This window comes from Streptomyces sp. NBRC 110611 (genome assembly GCF_001590865.1).
In the GTDB taxonomy this organism is placed as follows: Bacteria; Actinomycetota; Actinomycetes; order Streptomycetales; family Streptomycetaceae; genus Streptomyces.
Window position 1 is genome coordinate 38,690 of the sequence record NZ_BBUY01000001.1, and the last position, 16,479, is coordinate 55,168.

Consider the following 16,479-nt stretch of genomic DNA (forward strand, 5'->3'; position numbering starts at 1 on the left):
CCGTGGTCGGGGCCGTCACGGGGGCTGCGGACCTGGTGGTGCTCGTCGTGGACGCGGACGGCGGTGCCGGTGTGGGGGAGGCCGATGCGGATGCCGTCGCAGGGTCCGGCACGGCCCGTCCGTCCGGTGCTGTCCGTCGATCAGGTACGGCAGGTCCGTCCGGTGCGGCGCGTTCATCCGGCACCGCCCGTCCGTCACGCGCCGTACAGGCATCCGGTGTCGCGCTGACATCCGGTGTCGTACGAGCGGTTGGTACGGGACCGGGTGTCTGTCCGGTGCCGACAGTGCTCATGGATGGTTCCGTCCCCTCGTCCGGTACCGCGTCCAGGGCATGTTGTCCCTGAAACGCACCGCGTGCACGCATCGTGCCACTCTGTGCGGTCCTTCCGCAGGGCCATGGCACCCGAACGGCCCCCGGGAAGGTACGGCTGTCCGAAGCCGTCCGGCCGCCCGGCATCATGGCGGGTATGCGAGCTGTGGTGCAGAGAGTCGATGGCGCACGTGTCGAGGTGGCGGGAGAAACGGTCGGGGAGATCGTCGGGGAGGGCCTGTGCGTGCTGGTGGGGGTCACCCACGACGACACCCCGGAGAAGGCGGCCCAGCTCGCCCGCAAGCTGTGGTCGGTGCGGATTCTTCAGGGCGAGAAGTCCTGCTCGGACACCGGAGCGCCGCTGTTGGTGATCAGTCAGTTCACTCTCTACGGTGACGCCCGCAAGGGCCGCCGTCCCACCTGGAACGGCGCGGCCCCCGGGCCGGTCGCCGAGCCGCTGGTCGACGAGGTCGTCGCACAGCTGCGGACGCTGGGCGCCCAGGTGGAGACCGGCCGCTTCGGCGCGCAGATGAAGGTGTCGCTGACGAACGACGGACCCTTCACCGTCCTCGTCGAGGTCTGAGAGGTCTGAGGGTGCGCGACGTACCGCGCGACTTACGGCTCGACCACGACCTCCTGTGCCGCCGCCGTGCCTCCCGCCAGCAGCGCGGCGTCCACCGGCACATTCCGCTTGACCAGCGCCAGCGCGATCGGGCCGAGCTCATGGTGCCGGGCCGAGGTGGTGATGAAGCCGAGTTGGCGGCCCTCCTCGCCGTCGGCGGCCAAGCGTACGGGGGTGCCGTGCGGCGGCAGATGCACCTCGCTGCCGTCCAGGTGCAGGAAGACCAGCCGGCGGGGCGGCTTGCCCAGGTTGTGGACCCGGGCGACGGTCTCCTGGCCGCGGTAGCAGCCCTTCTGGAGGTGTACCGCGGTGCCGATCCAGCCCACCTCGTGCGGGATGGTGCGGTGGTCGGTCTCCAGCCCCAGGCGGGGGCGGTGCGCCTCGACGCGCAGCGCCTCCAGCGCCAGCACGCCGATCGCCGGACCGTGCGCGGCGGCGAACGACTCCAGTTCGGTGCGCGGCAGGAACAGGTCGCGGCCGTGCGCGGTCTCGCGTACGACGGTGTCCGCGGGCGACTCGGTGATCGAACCGGCCGGCAGATGGACGATCGCGATCTCGTCGGTGCGGTCGGCGACCTCGACCTGGTAGAAGAACTTCATGCTCTCCAGGTAGGCGATCAGCGCTTCCTGGTTGCCCGGTTCGGTGTGCATCCAGGTCGTCCGGCCGTCGTCGACGAGGTAGACGGCGTGCTCGATGTGCCCGTGCGCGGAGAGGATCAGCGCCTCGGTGGCCTGGCCGGGCGGGAGATCGCTGACGTGCTGGGTGAGCAGCAGATGCAGCCAGCTCAGCCGTTCGGGCCCGGAGACGGTGACCACACCGCGGTGCGAGAGGTCCACGAAGCCGGAGCCGTCGGCGAGCGCGCGCTGTTCCCGGAACAGGTCGCCGTAGTGCGCGGCGACGCCTTCGTCGGGGGCCTCGGCGGGGACGGCGCCGGGCAGCGACAACAGGGGGCTGGCGGGTGAATGTCGCAGCATGAGGCCCAGCCTACGACTCGGGCGCCAGGGGCTCAGCCGTCGGGCCGGGCGACCTTGGTTCGAGCGTGGGCGGCCCTCGCGTGGGTGTCCCTCGCTTCGGGGGCCTTCACCTCAGGGGCCTTCACTTCGGTGGCTTGTGCTTCGGCCTTGGCGGTCGCGTGCTTCGGCCTTGGTGGTCGCGGCGGCCTCGGCGGCCTTGGTGTGGCAGGCGGCACAGCGCCCGAAGATCGCGAAGTGCTTCATGTCCGTGTCGAAACCGAACTGTTCGCGCAGCGTCGCGGTGAACGGTTCGGCCACCGACAGGTCCGCCTCGATGACGTCCGTGCAGTCCCGGCACACCAGATGGATGTGGTGGTGGCGGTCGGCGAGGTGGTACGTCGGTGCCCCGTGCCCGAGGTGCGCATGGCTGACCAGGCCGAGCTCCTCGAGGAGTTCGAGGGTGCGGTAGACGGTGGAGATGTTCACCCCGCCCGCGGTCTTGCGGACTTCGGTGAGGATGTCGTCCGGAGTCGCGTGCTCCAGCCTGTCCACGGCCTCCAGCACGAGCTGGCGCTGCGGGGTCAGACGGTATCCGCGCTTGCGGAGGTCGCTCTGCCAGTCGGTGGTCACCACACCCCCCAGTGTAGGAGGGCGACCGCCCGCAGACGGGCGATCGGCCCGGCCGGGCCGTACCCCGTCCGAGGGCGTGTGGGACCGCGAGCCGCCCAGGAGTGGTCAGCCCTGGTAGGGCGTGCCGTCCGGGTTGAAGAAGGAGACCCCGTCCGGCATGTCGTCGGGCAGGCTCTCCGCCCACTCCCGCAGGTCGGTGACCTTCTTCAGATGCGCCGACATGTACGGGCGCAGCGGCACGTCCGGCGTGGACTTCTCGCCGACCCACATCAGGTCGCTCTTGACGTAGCCGTAGAGCCGCTTGCCGCCGCTGTACGGGCCGGACGGGGCGGTACGCGCCACGGCGTCGGTGGCCAGGTCGATCTGCGGCTTCTGATCGGCCAGCTCGCCGTACCAGACCTCCGCGACGCCCTGATCGCGGATCATCACGACCTCGACCTTGCGGTCCTTGTCGATACGCCAGTAGCCGGTCTCGGTCTCCAGCGGGCGGATCTTGTTGCCCTCCTCGTCGAGCACCCAGCTGCGCGAGACGTACTCGAGGAAGTCACGGCCGTCATGGCTGAACGTGACCTCCTGTCCGAAGTTGCACTTCTCGGTGCCGGGGAAGTCGTACACGCCCGCGCCCTGCCAGTCGCCGAGGAGGAAGGCGAGCGGCACCAGGGACGGGTTCAGGTCGGACGGAATCTCGATCATGAGTGCTCAGGCGATCTATAGAGAGGGGAGGGGTTGCTCAGGAGTTCAGCGCTGGCCCTGGTACAGCTTCTTCCAGGTCAGACCGGCGAACGCGATCACGGCGATACCGACCAGAACCAGCAGGGAGGTGAAGAATGCCTCAAGCACGAGCGCGCTCCTTGGGCGGAGTGAGGATGTATGGATGTATCGGACCGCCTGCGAGTCTAGTCGGCACCGCTGACAACGGCGCTGTGAGGTCTGCCGCCCACCCGTGCGCCCTACTCTTACCTGCATGGCGAAGAAGCTCGTGATCAAGGTGACGGCGGGCGCCGATGCGCCCGAGCGGTGCTCGCAGGCGTTCACGGTGGCGGCGGTGGCGGCGGCCAGCGGCGTCGAGGTGTCGCTGTGGCTGACCGGGGAATCGGTGTGGTTCGCGCTGCCGGGGCGGGCGGCCGAGTTCGAGCTGCCGCACGCCGCGCCGCTGCCGGACCTGATCGAGGGGATCCGCTCGGGTGGCGGGGCGATCACGGTCTGTACCCAGTGCGCGGCCCGGCGCGGCATCGAGGAGAAGGATCTGATCGAGGGGGCGGGCATCGCCGGCGCCCAGCTCTTCGTCAGCGAGATCATGCCGGACGACGTCCAGGCGCTGGTCTACTGAGGCGGCCCTAGCGCGGGTGCTTGGTGTCGCCGCGGTCGTCCAGCTCGCGCCACCAGCGGTCGGACTCGGGGTCGCCCGATTCGTCCCACCAGCGCTCACCGGGCTCCCGCCGGTTGCCGATGAACGCCGCGATCGGCGGGATGACCATGGCGACGACGCACATGGCCACCGCGGCCGGCACCGACCACAGCCGCACCACGCCCCAGGCGAGCACGAACAGCACGAGGCACGCGCCCATCAGCATGAAGTACCGGCGATGACGGCGCTCTACGGGCGACCGGCGGTGCGCGTACATAAGTCCACGGTAAGTCCGCGGCGCGTGGGAAAGAAGCGTGCCGGGCGGGCAGCAGAAGGGCCGCACCCCCCGCACAAGGTGTCCAAACCTCTGGGGTGCGGCCCTCCGGCCGTACGGAAGGTACATACCCCCGGCAGGTACGTACTGCCACCGACCGCCGGTCACCGATCACCAGTGACCAGCCACCGACGGCCGGTCACCGACCACCGGCCGTCGGTCACCGGTCACCGGCCACCGCCCGTGGTCACCGGTAACCGGCCACCGGTCCCACCGTCAGACGGTGATGGCGACCTCCGCCAGGCCGCCCTGCTGGGCGACGACGGTGCGGTCCGCGGTGGCGCCCGGGATGAGGGCGCGCACCGTCCAGGTGCCCTCGGCCGCGTAGAAGCGGAACTGTCCGGTCGCGGAGGTGGGGACCTCGGCGGTGAACTCGCCGGTGCTGTCCAGGAGTCGGACGTAACCGGCGACGGGCTCGCCGTCGCGGGTCACCTGGCCCTGGATCGTGGTCTCACCGGTCTTGGCGGTCGAAGCGTCGGGGCCGCCGGCCTGTGCTCCACACATGTGTACTCCTAGGGAAAAGAAAGGTCGGGGTGGCCTACTTGCCGGCGCCGAGCTCGATCGGCACGCCGACGAGCGAGCCGTACTCGGTCCAGGAGCCGTCGTAGTTCCTGACGTTGGCCTGGCCGAGCAGCTCGTGCAGGACGAACCAGGTCAGGGCCGAGCGCTCACCGATGCGGCAGTAGGCGATGGTGTCCTTCGAGAGGTCGACGGACTCCGCCTCGTAGAGGGCCTTGAGCTCGTCGTCCGACTTGAAGGTGCCGTCGTCGTTGGCGTTCTTCGACCACGGGATGTTGCGGGCGCTCGGCACGTGGCCGGGGCGCTGCGACTGCTCCTGCGGGAGGTGCGCGGGGGCGAGCAGCTTGCCGCTGAACTCGTCGGGCGAGCGCACGTCGACCAGGTTCTTGGTGCCGATGGCCGCCACGACGTCGTCACGGAAGGCGCGGATGGCGGTGTCCTGGGCCTTGGCCTGGTACTCGGTGGCCGGGCGGTGGGGGACCTTGGAGCCGTCGACCAGCTCGCGCGAGTCCAGCTCCCACTTCTTGCGGCCGCCGTCGAGCAGCTTCACGCTGCCGTGCCCGTAGAGCTTGAAGTACCAGTAGGCGTAGGAGGCGAACCAGTTGTTGTTGCCGCCGTAGAGGATGACGGTGTCGTCGTTGGCGATGCCCTTTTCCGAGAGGAGCTTCTCGAACCCCGCCTGGTCGATGAAGTCGCGGCGCACCGGGTCCTGGAGGTCCTTCTTCCAGTCGATCCGGACCGCGTTCTTGATGTGGTTCTTGTCGTAGGCCGAGGTGTCCTCGTCGACCTCGACGATGACCACCTTCGGGTCGTTGATGTGGGCCTCGACCCAGTCGGCGTCTACGAGGACGTCGCTGCGGCTCATGATCCTTCTCCTCCGGGGCAGTTGCGGATGGGGGTGCCCCCTGCTCGTCGAGAACTCGGGGGGAAGACGGGGAGTGGGTGTGCGGGTATGCCGACTGCGCGCCGGTCGGTTCCCGGCGTTGTCACTTCCGTACGGTGCCCAAGTGGCGCGGTGCGGACACATGGGATCCGGCCCGACGGGCCGGCTGGGGACGGGGCCGCCCCGCTCCTCGGAGAGCCTGCTGCTCCTCAAGGGCTTGGGGGGTGAGGGTGCGGAAGCCCGTCAGACAGGGCGACAGAGCATGGCGGCAACGCGGCACAGGTCGACTGCCCGCCGCTTGGTGAGTACCGCCAGTCCCCGTGGGTGGGGACGGCTCAATGCGCTCCGCATGGGCCCGATCGTAGGGACGCGGAGCCGGGCATGTCACCGGTGTGTCATATGGCGAGACGCAATTGTCTGCATGGTGATATGGGCGGCCCTCGTGGGGCGCGTACGGGCGCCTACGGACGCCCCGGGGCGGGCCGGTGGGGCGGCCCGCCCCGGGCGGGCGTCCGTCAGCCGGTGAGCTTGACGTCCTTGCCGGAGGCGGAGATCGAGATACCGTCCGCCTGCGTCGTGACCTTGTCCAGCTTCAGGTTGCCGGGCAGCTGGTCCAGCTTCCAGTCGTGGTCGGTCTCGGCACGCACCTTGGCCTGGCACCCCGGGAGGGCCCGGCACACCACCGGAAGCTCGTCGGCGCGCAGCCGGACGGTGTTCCCGTCCACGACGGTGACCGAGCCGGTCACCTCCAGCGAGTCGAGGAGCGGAACGTTCGGCGAGATCTTGACCTGGCTGCGGCCGTCCTTCTCCCCGGCGTAGGCGATCTTGACGTTGCGGCCCGACGCCTTGGTCAGGTCGGCGTAGCTGATCCGGGCCGTGGCGGTCGCCGAGGCGGCACCCTTGATGGACCCGTAGTCGCTGGTCAGCTCGACATCGTGGAACGTCGCGGACATCTGGTCGATGCGCAGCGTGTGTCCCTCGGCCCGAGCCTCGACGCTGCCGAGCTTGGCGTCCACCTCGTCGAGGCTGCGGCCGGCGACCTGGGTCAGGAACGGGAAGCCCTTGATGGAGACCTCCGGCGTCCGGTCCAGCCCCCGGCTGGCGCGGAGCTTCTCCGCGGCCTTGTCCTCGGCCAGGCTCACCAACAGCCGGTCGGCGGCCACGAACAAGCCGCCGAATATGACGATGATGACCAGCAGCACACGCAGTGCTCGCATCGAATCACTACCCCCACACCTGGGCCGGGATCACCGGCCGATTCGTCCGCGCAGGTCCCCTTCCTGTGCCTGCGCCCCCGACCGACCCTAGACGACCCGGCCGGAGGACGGCGGATATGACGTGACAGGCCCTAGCCCAGCGCCCGCCCCAGGACGTACACCGCCGGCGCGGCCAGGGCCAGCGGCAGGGCGACACCGGCCGTCATATGGACGAACCGCGACGGATAGTCGTAGCTGGCCACCCGCAGGCCGATCAGCGCGCAGCCGCCGGCCGCCAGGCCCAGCAGCGCACCGGACGCCCCCAGGCCGGTCAGCTGACCCGCCCCGATGCCCGCGCCCGCGGCGGCCACCAGCGAGACACCGAGCGAGACGGGGGAGGGCAGCGGCAGCGCCCGGGCGAGCGTGGCCACCGCGACCGCGGCGGCGCCGACCACCACCGCATGCGGATTGGCCGCGAGCTGCCCGGCGGCGAGTACCGCCAGCGCGGTCGAGGTCATGCCCGCGGTCAGCGCGTACATCCGCTCGTCGGCGCTGCTGCGGTTGCGCAGCTGCAGGATCAGGACGAGCAGACACCACACCCCGAGCGTGCCGATGGCCACCAGTGGCGCGCTGGCCCGGTCCGTGGCCAGTAGCGCGGCGTCGGTGGTCAGGCCGGCCAGGAACGCCAGCGCGATGCCCTGGCGGGCCGGCCACATGCCGTTCAGCCGGAACCAGCCGGCCGCGGTGACCGCCTGCAGCAACACGACCGGCAGGGCGAGTGCCGGCTGGGCCAGCGGTGCGGTCAGCGCGAGCAGGACGGCGAGCCCGGCGGTCAGCGCGGCCGGCTGGATGCCGGGCGGGATGATCGGCGAGCGGCCTTCGAGGCGGGCACGCTGGTTGGGCGCCAGCGGCGCGCTGGGGATGGCCGGGCGGGCGGTGGCCGCCGCGTCGGCCGTGGTGGCGGCGACGGCGGCCGGTGCGGGCCTGGCCTGCGGGGGGTGCTGGCGGGGGTACGACCCCTCGGCCGACGGCGCGCTCTGATGCGGGCCGGGCGGCTGCGCCGGATGCCGGGCCGGCGGCTGGGCGTAGTGCGGTTGCTGCGGCGAGGCGGGCCGCGGCTGCGGTTGTGCCTGGGCCTGTGCCTGGTGCCCGTGGCCCGGTCCGTGGCTCTGCCCGTGGCCGTGGCTGTGCCCGTGACCGTCGTACCCGTACTGGGTGCGCGCGTACGGGTGGTTGTTCTGCGGTGGCGGTGGCTGCTGCTGCGTATGCGGCTGCTGCTGCGGATAGGGGTCCGTATACGGGCTGTACGCCTGCTGCCCGTACGGGGCGTCCGGGGCGTCCGGGGCGGCCGGGGTGCCCGGGTCGCCGTACGCGGGCCGCGGGTCGTACGGCGGCTGTCCGGACTGCTGGGCCTGGTAGGCCTGTTGGGCGTACGAGTCCGGCTGTGCGTACGGATCCGGTGACGGGTACGCATCCCGTGACGTGTACGGGTCCGGGGCCGGGTCCCGTGACGTGTACGGATCCACTGCCGGATACCGATCCGCTGCCGGATACGGATCCGCTGCCGGATACGGATCCTGTGACGGGTAGGGACGGTGGCCCTGCGGCTGCTGGTCGTTCATCGTCTGCTGCTCACCCTCCCGCGAACGGTGGCAGGACCTCGACGGTGCCACCCTCGGCCAGCGGCACCGCCGCGTGGTCGCGGGTGCCGACCGGATCGCCGTCCACCAGGAAGGAGGAGCGCTGCAGGACGCGCGCGAACTCGGGGTTCGCGGCGTGCGCCGCGCGTGCCGCGTCGAGCGCCTCGGCGAGCGTCGCCGCCGCATAGGGCTCCTCCGCCGTGCCGGCGGCGGCCTTGGCCGCGGCCCAGTAGCGCACGGTGCCAGTTCTTGTCACGGCGCCCTCTTCGTCGTGTGGTTCGTCGTTGCCGCCCTCCATCATGGCCTACGCGGCGGCCGGTCCGGTCGTGGGCGAGCGCCGGCGCCTGGCCGGTTCCGCCCCGCGTGCGGTATGCGTCAGTCTTCGGACGTACTGCGCGGGTCCCGTTCCGCTGCGACAGGAGTCTGAATTCCGCTGAGTTCCGCTGTGTTCCTCCGGGAATTCGATTGCCGAAGGCAAGCGTTCGATTAGTCTCCTTGTGTGTTGGTCCGACTCGCGTGGGCGCATTTGCGGCCCCACAGGCACTCGATATCCCTGATCGTCCTCCTCCAGCTGATCCAGACCCTGGCCACCCTCTACCTGCCCAGCCTCAACGCCGACATCATCGACAACGGCGTCATCGAGGGCGACACCGGCTACATCCTCCGTATCGGCGGTTTCATGACCGCCGTCACCCTGCTGCAGATCGCCTGCGCCATCGGAGCCGTCTACTTCGGTGCCCGTACGGCCATGGCACTCGGCCGGGACATCCGCGCCGCGGTCTTCGACCGGGTGCAGTCGTTCTCCGCGCGGGAAGTCGGCACCTTCGGCGCGCCGTCCCTGATCACCCGCACCACCAACGACGTCCAACAGGTCCAGATGCTGGTCCTGATGACGTTCACGATGATGGTCGCGGCACCGATCATGATGATCGGCGGCCTCGTCATGGCGCTCAATCAGGATGTGCCGCTGTCGGGCCTGCTCCTGGTCATCGTCCCGGTCCTCGGGATCCTCGTCTCACTCTTCGTACGCCGGATGCGTCCGCTCTTCCGTGGGGTGCAGGAGCGCATCGACACCGTCAACCGTGTCCTGCGTGAGCAGATCGCCGGTATCCGCGTCATCCGGGCCTTCGTCCGCGACCGGCACGAGCGGGAGCGGTTCGCCGCCGCCAACACCGACCTCTACGACGTCTCGGTGCGCGCCGGCCGGCTGATGTCGATGATGTTTCCGCTGGTCATGCTGGTCGTGAACGTCTCCAGCGTGGCCGTGGTCTGGTTCGGCGGGCTGCGCATCGACAGCGGCGCCATGCAGATCGGCGCGCTGACGGCGTACCTCAGCTACCTGATGTACATCCTGATGTCGATCATGATGGCGACGTTCATGGTGATGATGTTGCCGCGCGCCGAGGTCTGCGCCGAGCGCATCCAGGAAGTCCTGACCACGGACTCCAGCGTCACCCCGGCCGCCCACCCCGTCACCGAGCTCCGCCGCCACGGCGAACTGGAGCTCCGTCACGTCGAGTTCCGCTACCCGGGCGCCGAGCAGCCGGTCCTCAAGGACATCTCCCTGATCGCCCGCCCCGGGGAGACCACCGCCGTCATCGGCTCCACCGGCAGCGGCAAGTCCACCCTCCTCGGGCTGGTCCCCCGTCTCTTCGACGCGACCGGCGGTGCGGTCCTGGTGGACGGCGAGGACGTCCGTACCCTCGACCAGGAGACGCTGGCCAAGGCCATCGGCCTGGTCCCGCAGAAGCCGTACCTCTTCTCCGGCACGGTCGCCAGCAACCTCCGTTACGGCAACCCGGACGCCACCGACGACGAGCTGTGGCACGCCCTGGAGACCGCCCAGGCAAAGGACTTCGTCGAGCGGATGGACGGAGGCCTGGACGCCCCCGTCGCCCAGGGCGGCTCCAACGTCTCCGGCGGCCAGCGCCAGCGCCTGGCGATCGCCCGCGCGCTGGTCCGCCGCCCGGAGATCTACCTCTTCGACGACTCCTTCTCCGCCCTGGACTACGCCACCGACGCCGCCCTGCGCGCCGCGCTCGCCCGCGAGACGGACCGGGCCACGGTCGTGATCGTCGCCCAGCGGGTCTCCACCATCCGCGGCGCCGACCGGATCGTCGTCCTGGACGAGGGCCGGGTCGTCGGCACCGGCACCCACACCGAGCTGATGGCCGACAACGAGACCTACCGGGAGATCGTGCTCTCCCAGCTCACCGAGCAGGAGGCGGCGTGACACCCCCGGACAAGGCGGCGGCCACCAAGGACCAGGCACCCGCCACGCAGCACCGGACGGCGGCCCCGGAACAGGCCGCTGCAGCACAGCCCACGGAAGCCCAGGCCACTGACACGGCCACCGGCAAGTCGCCCTCGGCGACCCCGGCGCGGGGCCCGGCCCCGGCGTCCGGCCCGGCCCGCTTCATGGGTGGCCAACCCACCGAGAAATCCCTCGACTTCAAGGGCTCCGGCATACGCCTGCTCGCCCAGATGCGCCCCGAGCGCGGCATCATCTCCGTCGCCCTGCTCCTCGGCGTCCTCAGCGTGGCCCTGACCGTCATCGGCCCCAAGGTCCTCGGCCACGCCACCGACCTGATCATGTCCGGCATCGTCGGCCGCCAGCTGCCCGACGGACTGACCAAGGCCGAGGCCGCGGCCCGGCTGCGCGCGCAGGGGCAGGGCGGTCTGGCCGACCTGCTCGGCACGATGCCGGTCGTGCCCGGGCACGGCATCGACTTCGGCGCGGTCGGCGTGGTCCTGCTCTGGGTCACCGCCATCTACGTCGGTGCCTCCGTCTTCGGCTTCGTCCAGGCCCGGATCGCCACCAAGGTCGTCCAGCGCACGGTCTTCCGCCTCCGCGAAGAGGTCGAGGAGAAGCTGGCCCGGCTCCCCCTCAGCTACTTCGACAAACAGCAGCGCGGCGAGGTCCTCTCCCGCGCCACCAACGACATCGACAACATCCAGCAGACCCTCCAGCAGACCCTCAGCCAGATCATCACCTCGCTCCTGACGATCCTCGGCGTGCTCGGCATGATGTTCTGGATCTCCTGGCTGCTGGCCCTGGTCGCCCTGATCACGGTCCCGGTCTCGGTCGTCGTCGCCACCAAGGTCGGCAAGCGCGCCCAGCCGCAGTTCGTCCAGCAGTGGAAGACCACCGGCAAGCTCAACGCGCACGTCGAGGAGATGTACAGCGGCCACAGCCTGGTGAAGGTCTTCGGCCGCCAGAAGGAGTCCGCCGCACTCTTCCGCGAGCAGAACGAGGCGCTCTACCAGGCGGGCTTCAAGGCCCAGTTCATCTCGGGCATCATCCAGCCCGCGATGATGTTCATCGGCAACCTCAACTACGTCCTGGTGGCGGTGGTCGGCGGTCTCCGCGTCGCCTCCGGCGCCCTCTCCATCGGTGACGTCCAGGCCTTCATCCAGTACAGCCGCCAGTTCAGCCAGCCGCTGACCCAGGTCGCCTCGATGGCCAACCTCGTCCAGTCCGGCGTCGCCTCCGCCGAGCGCGTCTTCGAACTCCTCGACGCGAAGGAGCAGCACCCCGACCCCGAACCGCCGGCCCGCCCCGAGGCCCCCGTCCGCGGCCATGTCTCCTTCGAGGACGTCTCCTTCTCGTACACCGACGACAAGCCCCTCATCGAGGCCCTCTCCCTCGCCGTCCACCCCGGCCAGACCGTCGCCATCGTCGGCCCCACCGGCGCCGGCAAGACCACCCTGGTCAACCTCCTGATGCGGTTCTACGAGGTCCGCGGCGGCCGGATCACCCTGGACGGCACCGATATCGCCGCCATGTCCCGCGAGGAACTCCGCTCGCACATCGGCATGGTCCTCCAGGACACCTGGCTCTTCGGCGGCACGATCGCCGAGAACATCGCCTACGGCGCCCCCGCCGGCACCTCCATGGACCAGATCGTCGAGGCCGCCAGGGCCACCCACGTCGACCGCTTCGTCCGCACCCTCCCCGACGGCTACGACACCGTCATCGACGAGGAGGGCAGCAACGTCTCCGTCGGCGAGAAGCAGCTGATCACCATCGCCCGCGCGTTCCTCGCCGAACCGGCCATCCTCGTCCTGGACGAGGCCACCAGCTCGGTCGACACCCGCACGGAGGTCCTCATCCAGCACGCCATGGCCCAGCTCCGCACCGGCCGCACCAGCTTCGTCATCGCCCACCGCCTCTCCACGATCCGCGACGCGGACACGATTCTCGTCATGGAGAACGGCGCGATCGTGGAACAGGGCTCCCACGACGACCTGATCGCCTCGGACGGCGCCTACGCGAGCCTCTACGCGGCGCAATTCTCGGCCCCCGTCGTCTAGCCCCGTCCCGCCGGGGGTGTTTCTCGCCGTGCGCCTGCGGCGGGCGTGGGTGGTTCGGGCGCGGGTCCGCTCCTCCGGACGCCAGTCCGGAGGAGCGCACCCGTGACGTACAGCCCCGCGCAGCGGAAAACAGCCCGCCGCCAGGCGACACGGCGGGAAAGCCAACAACGTGGGGAGCAAGCCAAGCGCAGCGATACGGTATCCTGTCGAGCTAAGAAGGATCCGGGCAGCGTTGCCCCCGGGTCCTTTCGTGCTTTCAGCCACGGGGCGTGGTGGAAAGCTACGTGCCCCCCGTCGCAGGGACCGAGGAGGAACCAGACGTTATGGGCGAGCGAAGCAGGCGGGACGACCGCGCGCAGCGGAGTCGGCAGGGCGACCGCGCGTGGCAGAACCGGAAGGAGCGCGCGCAGCACTCGGCAGGTGGTCGGAGGTGAGTTCGCTGCTGCTTCTGACCAATGCCCTTCAGCCGTCGACGGAGGTGCTCCCGGCGCTCGGCCTGCTGCTGCACAGTGTGCGGGTGGCCCCGGCCGAGGGCCCGGCTCTGATCGACACCCCGGGAGCCGACGTCATACTGATCGACGGCCGCCGTGATCTTCCCCATGTGCGGTCCCTGTGCCAGCTGCTGCGGTCCACCGGCCCCGGCTGTCCGCTGATCCTGGTCGTCACCGAGGGCGGGCTGGCCGCGGTCACCGCCGACTGGGGCGTCGACGACGTCATGCTGGACACCGCGGGCCCCGCCGAGGTGGAGGCGCGGCTGCGGCTGGCGATGGGCCGCCAGCAGATCTCCGCCGACGACGGCCCGATGGAGATCCGGAACGGGGATCTCTCCGTGGACGAGGCGACCTACAGCGCCAAGCTCAAAGGGCGGGTCCTGGACCTGACCTTCAAGGAGTTCGAGCTGCTGAAGTACCTGGCGCAGCACCCGGGCCGGGTCTTCACCCGCGCCCAGCTCCTCCAGGAGGTGTGGGGCTACGACTACTTCGGCGGTACGCGGACCGTCGACGTCCACGTACGGCGGCTGCGCGCCAAGCTCGGGCCCGAGCACGAGTCGCTGATCGGTACGGTCCGTAACGTCGGCTACCGCTTTGTGACGCCGGAGAAGGTGGAGCGTGCCGCCGAGGCCAAGGCGAAGGCTGAGGCCGGGAGGGACGCCGCGGAGGCGAAGTCCCCTCAGGGCGGGCGGCCGGAGCGGGGGCGGGGCGCGGAGAGCGGCAACGGTTCGGGCAAGGCGCCTGCTGCCGGAAAGCCCGTGGCCGCGGCCCCGGAATCCGCGGCCGTACGCCCTGCCTCCCGGTAGGACCACCCGCGTAGACTGCCGCGCGTGGCCAAGGTGACGCGGGATGATGTGGCAAGACTGGCGGGGACATCCACCGCTGTCGTGAGTTACGTCATCAACAACGGACCCCGGCCGGTCGCCCCGGCCACGCGCGAGCGGGTACTCGCCGCGATCAAGGAGCTGGGCTACCGGCCGGACCGGGTCGCGCAGGCCATGGCGTCCCGCCGTACCGACCTCATAGGCCTGATCGTGCCGGACACCCGGCAGCCGTTCTTCGCGGAGATGGCGCACGCCGTGGAGCAGGCCGCCGCCGAGCGCGGAAAGATGGTCCTGGTCGGCAACGCCAACTATCTGGATGAGCGCGAGGTCCATTACCTGCGCGCGTTCCTGGGCATGCGGGTGGCCGGGCTGATCCTGATCAGCCAGGGGCCCAGCGAGCACGCCGCCGCCGAGATCGACGCATGGGACGCGCGCGTGGTGCTGCTGCACCGCCGGCCGGACGCGATCGACGATGTCGCGGTGATGACGGACGACGTCTGGGGCGCGCAGCTGGCGACCCGGCATCTGCTGGAGCACGGCCATCCGTACGTCGCGTTCCTCGGCGGTACGGAGGAGACCCCGAAGTCCGGCGACCCGGTCACCGACCACGTCGAGGGGTGGCGGCGCGCCATGCTGGAGTCGGGGAAGTCGCCGGAGGGCCGCTACTACGAGGCCGATTACAACCGCTATGACGCCTACGAGGTCGCGCTGAAGCTGCTGTCCGGCCCGGAGCGGCCGCCGGCCATCATGTGCGCCACCGACGACCAGGCGATCGGTGTCCTGCGGGCCGCTCGTGAGCTGCGGATCGATGTGCCGGGCGAGCTGGCGGTGGCCGGGTTCGACGACGTGAAGGAAGCCGCGCTGACCGATCCGCCGCTGACGACGGTCGCCTCGGACCGTGAGGCGATGGCGCGGGCGGCGGTGGACCTGGTGCTGGACGACGGGCTGCGGGTGGTCGGGTCGCGGCGGGAGCGGCTGCGGCAGTTCCCGGCCCGGCTGGTCGTCCGGCGGTCGTGCGGCTGCGGCGGCTGACGGCTGCCGGGCGGCCGCCGGACGGCCGGAGGGCGGCCTGACCGGCTCGCCGACACGGCCGTCCTACTGCGTCCGGAGCAGCCTTTATACCGGGCATACCCACTTCTGTCGGGTTCCTCAGGGCGTTCTCAGACAGCTCTCATGCATCGGGCGCAGAGTTTTGACATGACCGAGAGCTACCGCCGCAGCGGCGATGAGATGCCACAGGACCGGCCGTACGCATACGGCACCGAGCAGGGGCAGGGGCCGGCCCAGGGCCCGGCCCAGGGCCAGGGGCAGGGCCAAGGGCACGGGATTGTGCCGCCTCCGCCCCCGTACGCACCGTGGACGGACGGGGCGAACGGAGCGAACGGGACGGCGGCCTGGGCACACGGGGCACACGGGGCACACGGGGCGGCCGGGACAGCCGGGACAACCGGTATGGCCGGCGACGGCGAGGCGGCCGGCGGCGGCACTGTCCGGCGGCGGGCCCGCCGGCCGGTCGCGCTCATCGCGGCGGTGGCCCTCGCCTCCGGTCTCATCGGCGGCGGCAGCGCGGCGCTGATCGCCGGCGCGACCCAGCGCGCCACGCAGAACAGCGCCTCCACCCCGCTGGTCAACGCGGGCCAGAAGAGCGGCGGCGGGGTCGCGGGGGTGGCCAAGGCGGTCAGCCCGGCGATCGTGGAGATCAAGGCGCGGACCGGCAGCGGCCAGTCCACCGGCTCCGGAGTCGTCATCACCAGCGATGGCGAGATCATCACCAACAATCACGTGGTCGCGGGCGCGAGCACGGTGACCGTCACCTTCAGCGACGGCAGCCGCAAGACGGCCAAGGTCGTCGGTACCGACCCCGACAAGGACCTGGCGCTGATCAAGGTCCAGGGCGCCAAGAACCTGACCGCGGCCCGGCTCGGCGACTCCGACAAGATCACGGTCGGCGACCAGGTGGTGGCGATCGGCTCGCCCGAGGGCCTCACCGGCTCGGTGACCAGCGGAATCGTCTCCGCCCTGAACCGGGAGGTCACCGTCCCCAAGGAGGACGGGCAGCGGCAGCGGCAGTGGAACCCGGGCGACGGGGGCGGCTGGCCGTTCGAGTTCGGCGGCAACGAGTACAACGGGGACACCGGCTCGTCGAAGACCTCGTACAAGGCCATCCAGACCGACGCCTCGCTCAACCCGGGCAACTCCGGCGGCGCCCTGATCAACATGCAGGGCGAGATCATCGGCATCAACTCCGCGATCTACTCGCCGACATCGGCGTCGAGCAGCACCGCGGGCAGCGTCGGCCTGGGCTTCGCCATACCGGTCAACACCGTCAAGGCCGACCTCGACTCGCTGCGCAGCGGCGGCAGCGGCGGCAGCGGAAGCGGCGGAAGCGGCAGCGGCAGCAGCGGGGTCTGACTA

Annotated in this window: 17 protein-coding genes; 7 read left to right on the top strand and 10 right to left on the bottom strand. The window is 70.7% G+C overall.

Annotated elements, in window-relative coordinates:
• Nucleotides 1-467: 467 nt before the first annotated feature.
• Nucleotides 468-893, top strand: coding sequence for a D-aminoacyl-tRNA deacylase (gene dtd / locus AZE13_RS00205; protein ID WP_066926987.1), 426 nt, complete (start codon nucleotides 468-470; stop codon nucleotides 891-893).
• Nucleotides 894-925: 32 nt separating this feature from the next.
• Here the strand turns inward: dtd and AZE13_RS00210 are convergent, their stop codons facing one another.
• From AZE13_RS00210 to AZE13_RS00220, 3 genes are all read right to left on the bottom strand, one after another.
• Nucleotides 926-1,906, bottom strand: a complete 981-nt coding sequence (locus AZE13_RS00210) for a YgfZ/GcvT domain-containing protein (RefSeq protein ID WP_066925191.1) — start codon at nucleotides 1,904-1,906, stop codon at nucleotides 926-928.
• Between the two features lie 111 nt (nucleotides 1,907-2,017).
• Nucleotides 2,018-2,518: a Fur family transcriptional regulator gene (locus tag AZE13_RS00215; protein WP_079123546.1), complete on the bottom strand. Its 501-nt coding sequence runs from the start codon at nucleotides 2,516-2,518 to the stop codon at nucleotides 2,018-2,020.
• A 102-nt stretch (nucleotides 2,519-2,620) separates the two neighbouring features.
• On the bottom strand, nucleotides 2,621-3,208 hold the full coding sequence (locus AZE13_RS00220) for an FABP family protein (RefSeq protein WP_066925194.1): 588 nt from the start codon (nucleotides 3,206-3,208) through the stop codon (nucleotides 2,621-2,623).
• A 271-nt stretch (nucleotides 3,209-3,479) separates the two neighbouring features.
• Between AZE13_RS00220 and AZE13_RS00225 the strand changes: the two genes are divergently transcribed.
• On the top strand, nucleotides 3,480-3,845 hold the full coding sequence (locus AZE13_RS00225; protein ID WP_066925196.1) for a DsrE family protein: 366 nt from the start codon (nucleotides 3,480-3,482) through the stop codon (nucleotides 3,843-3,845).
• A 7-nt stretch (nucleotides 3,846-3,852) separates the two neighbouring features.
• Here the strand turns inward: AZE13_RS00225 and AZE13_RS00230 are convergent, their stop codons facing one another.
• From AZE13_RS00230 to AZE13_RS00255, 7 genes are all read right to left on the bottom strand, one after another.
• Nucleotides 3,853-4,140, bottom strand: coding sequence for a DUF3099 domain-containing protein (locus tag AZE13_RS00230; RefSeq protein ID WP_066925199.1), 288 nt, complete (start codon nucleotides 4,138-4,140; stop codon nucleotides 3,853-3,855).
• Between the two features lie 273 nt (nucleotides 4,141-4,413).
• On the bottom strand, nucleotides 4,414-4,701 hold the full coding sequence (locus AZE13_RS00235) for a DUF1416 domain-containing protein (RefSeq protein ID WP_066925202.1): 288 nt from the start codon (nucleotides 4,699-4,701) through the stop codon (nucleotides 4,414-4,416).
• A gap of 34 nt (nucleotides 4,702-4,735) precedes the next feature.
• Complete coding sequence (locus tag AZE13_RS00240; RefSeq protein ID WP_066925205.1) at nucleotides 4,736-5,581, bottom strand: sulfurtransferase; 846 nt, start codon at nucleotides 5,579-5,581, stop codon at nucleotides 4,736-4,738.
• A gap of 261 nt (nucleotides 5,582-5,842) precedes the next feature.
• On the bottom strand, nucleotides 5,843-5,950 hold the full coding sequence (locus AZE13_RS39185; RefSeq protein WP_398780068.1) for a putative leader peptide: 108 nt from the start codon (nucleotides 5,948-5,950) through the stop codon (nucleotides 5,843-5,845).
• A 164-nt stretch (nucleotides 5,951-6,114) separates the two neighbouring features.
• The gene (locus AZE13_RS00245; RefSeq protein ID WP_066925208.1) at nucleotides 6,115-6,816 is read right to left on the bottom strand and encodes a DUF2993 domain-containing protein; all 702 of its coding nucleotides are present in this window, start codon (nucleotides 6,814-6,816) and stop codon (nucleotides 6,115-6,117) included.
• Between the two features lie 131 nt (nucleotides 6,817-6,947).
• Nucleotides 6,948-8,417, bottom strand: coding sequence for a hypothetical protein (locus tag AZE13_RS00250; RefSeq protein WP_079123547.1), 1,470 nt, complete (start codon nucleotides 8,415-8,417; stop codon nucleotides 6,948-6,950).
• A 10-nt stretch (nucleotides 8,418-8,427) separates the two neighbouring features.
• A complete protein-coding gene (locus AZE13_RS00255; RefSeq protein ID WP_066926989.1) occupies nucleotides 8,428-8,733 on the bottom strand; it encodes a MoaD/ThiS family protein in 306 nt (101 codons plus the stop codon).
• Nucleotides 8,734-8,934: 201 nt separating this feature from the next.
• Here AZE13_RS00255 and AZE13_RS00260 point away from each other — a divergent pair, with 201 nt between their 5' ends.
• The 5 genes from AZE13_RS00260 to AZE13_RS00280 all read left to right on the top strand — a co-directional run bounded on the left by AZE13_RS00260 (nucleotide 8,935) and on the right by AZE13_RS00280 (nucleotide 16,476).
• Nucleotides 8,935-10,668 carry an ABC transporter ATP-binding protein gene (locus tag AZE13_RS00260; RefSeq protein WP_066925214.1) on the top strand — a complete coding sequence of 578 codons (1,734 nt, stop codon included), beginning with the start codon at nucleotides 8,935-8,937 and terminating at the stop codon, nucleotides 10,666-10,668.
• Between the two features lie 185 nt (nucleotides 10,669-10,853).
• Complete coding sequence (locus AZE13_RS00265; RefSeq protein WP_066926992.1) at nucleotides 10,854-12,749, top strand: ABC transporter ATP-binding protein; 1,896 nt, start codon at nucleotides 10,854-10,856, stop codon at nucleotides 12,747-12,749.
• Nucleotides 12,750-13,179: 430 nt separating this feature from the next.
• The gene (locus tag AZE13_RS00270; RefSeq protein WP_066925217.1) at nucleotides 13,180-14,046 is read left to right on the top strand and encodes a response regulator transcription factor; all 867 of its coding nucleotides are present in this window, start codon (nucleotides 13,180-13,182) and stop codon (nucleotides 14,044-14,046) included.
• Nucleotides 14,047-14,070: 24 nt separating this feature from the next.
• Nucleotides 14,071-15,096, top strand: coding sequence for a LacI family DNA-binding transcriptional regulator (locus AZE13_RS00275; RefSeq protein ID WP_066925220.1), 1,026 nt, complete (start codon nucleotides 14,071-14,073; stop codon nucleotides 15,094-15,096).
• Between the two features lie 165 nt (nucleotides 15,097-15,261).
• Nucleotides 15,262-16,476, top strand: a complete 1,215-nt coding sequence (locus tag AZE13_RS00280) for a S1C family serine protease (protein WP_066925223.1) — start codon at nucleotides 15,262-15,264, stop codon at nucleotides 16,474-16,476.
• Nucleotides 16,477-16,479: the final 3 nt, after the last annotated feature.

Bases quoted from the DNA above. Each gene is read 5' to 3' on its own strand.
- dtd (WP_066926987.1), top strand. From the start codon at position 468: ATGCGAGCTGTGGTGCAGAGAGTCGATGGCGCACGTGTCGAGGTGGCG.
- AZE13_RS00210 (WP_066925191.1), bottom strand. From the start codon at position 1,906: ATGCTGCGACATTCACCCGCCAGCCCCCTGTTGTCGCTGCCCGGCGCC.
- AZE13_RS00220 (WP_066925194.1), bottom strand. From the start codon at position 3,208: ATGATCGAGATTCCGTCCGACCTGAACCCGTCCCTGGTGCCGCTCGCC.
- AZE13_RS00225 (WP_066925196.1), top strand. From the start codon at position 3,480: ATGGCGAAGAAGCTCGTGATCAAGGTGACGGCGGGCGCCGATGCGCCC.
- AZE13_RS00230 (WP_066925199.1), bottom strand. From the start codon at position 4,140: ATGTACGCGCACCGCCGGTCGCCCGTAGAGCGCCGTCATCGCCGGTAC.
- AZE13_RS00235 (WP_066925202.1), bottom strand. From the start codon at position 4,701: ATGTGTGGAGCACAGGCCGGCGGCCCCGACGCTTCGACCGCCAAGACC.
- AZE13_RS00240 (WP_066925205.1), bottom strand. From the start codon at position 5,581: ATGAGCCGCAGCGACGTCCTCGTAGACGCCGACTGGGTCGAGGCCCAC.
- AZE13_RS39185 (WP_398780068.1), bottom strand. From the start codon at position 5,950: ATGCGGAGCGCATTGAGCCGTCCCCACCCACGGGGACTGGCGGTACTC.
- AZE13_RS00245 (WP_066925208.1), bottom strand. From the start codon at position 6,816: ATGCGAGCACTGCGTGTGCTGCTGGTCATCATCGTCATATTCGGCGGC.
- AZE13_RS00250 (WP_079123547.1), bottom strand. From the start codon at position 8,417: ATGAACGACCAGCAGCCGCAGGGCCACCGTCCCTACCCGTCACAGGAT.
- AZE13_RS00255 (WP_066926989.1), bottom strand. From the start codon at position 8,733: ATGGAGGGCGGCAACGACGAACCACACGACGAAGAGGGCGCCGTGACA.
- AZE13_RS00265 (WP_066926992.1), top strand. From the start codon at position 10,854: ATGGGTGGCCAACCCACCGAGAAATCCCTCGACTTCAAGGGCTCCGGC.
- AZE13_RS00280 (WP_066925223.1), top strand. From the start codon at position 15,262: ATGACCGAGAGCTACCGCCGCAGCGGCGATGAGATGCCACAGGACCGG.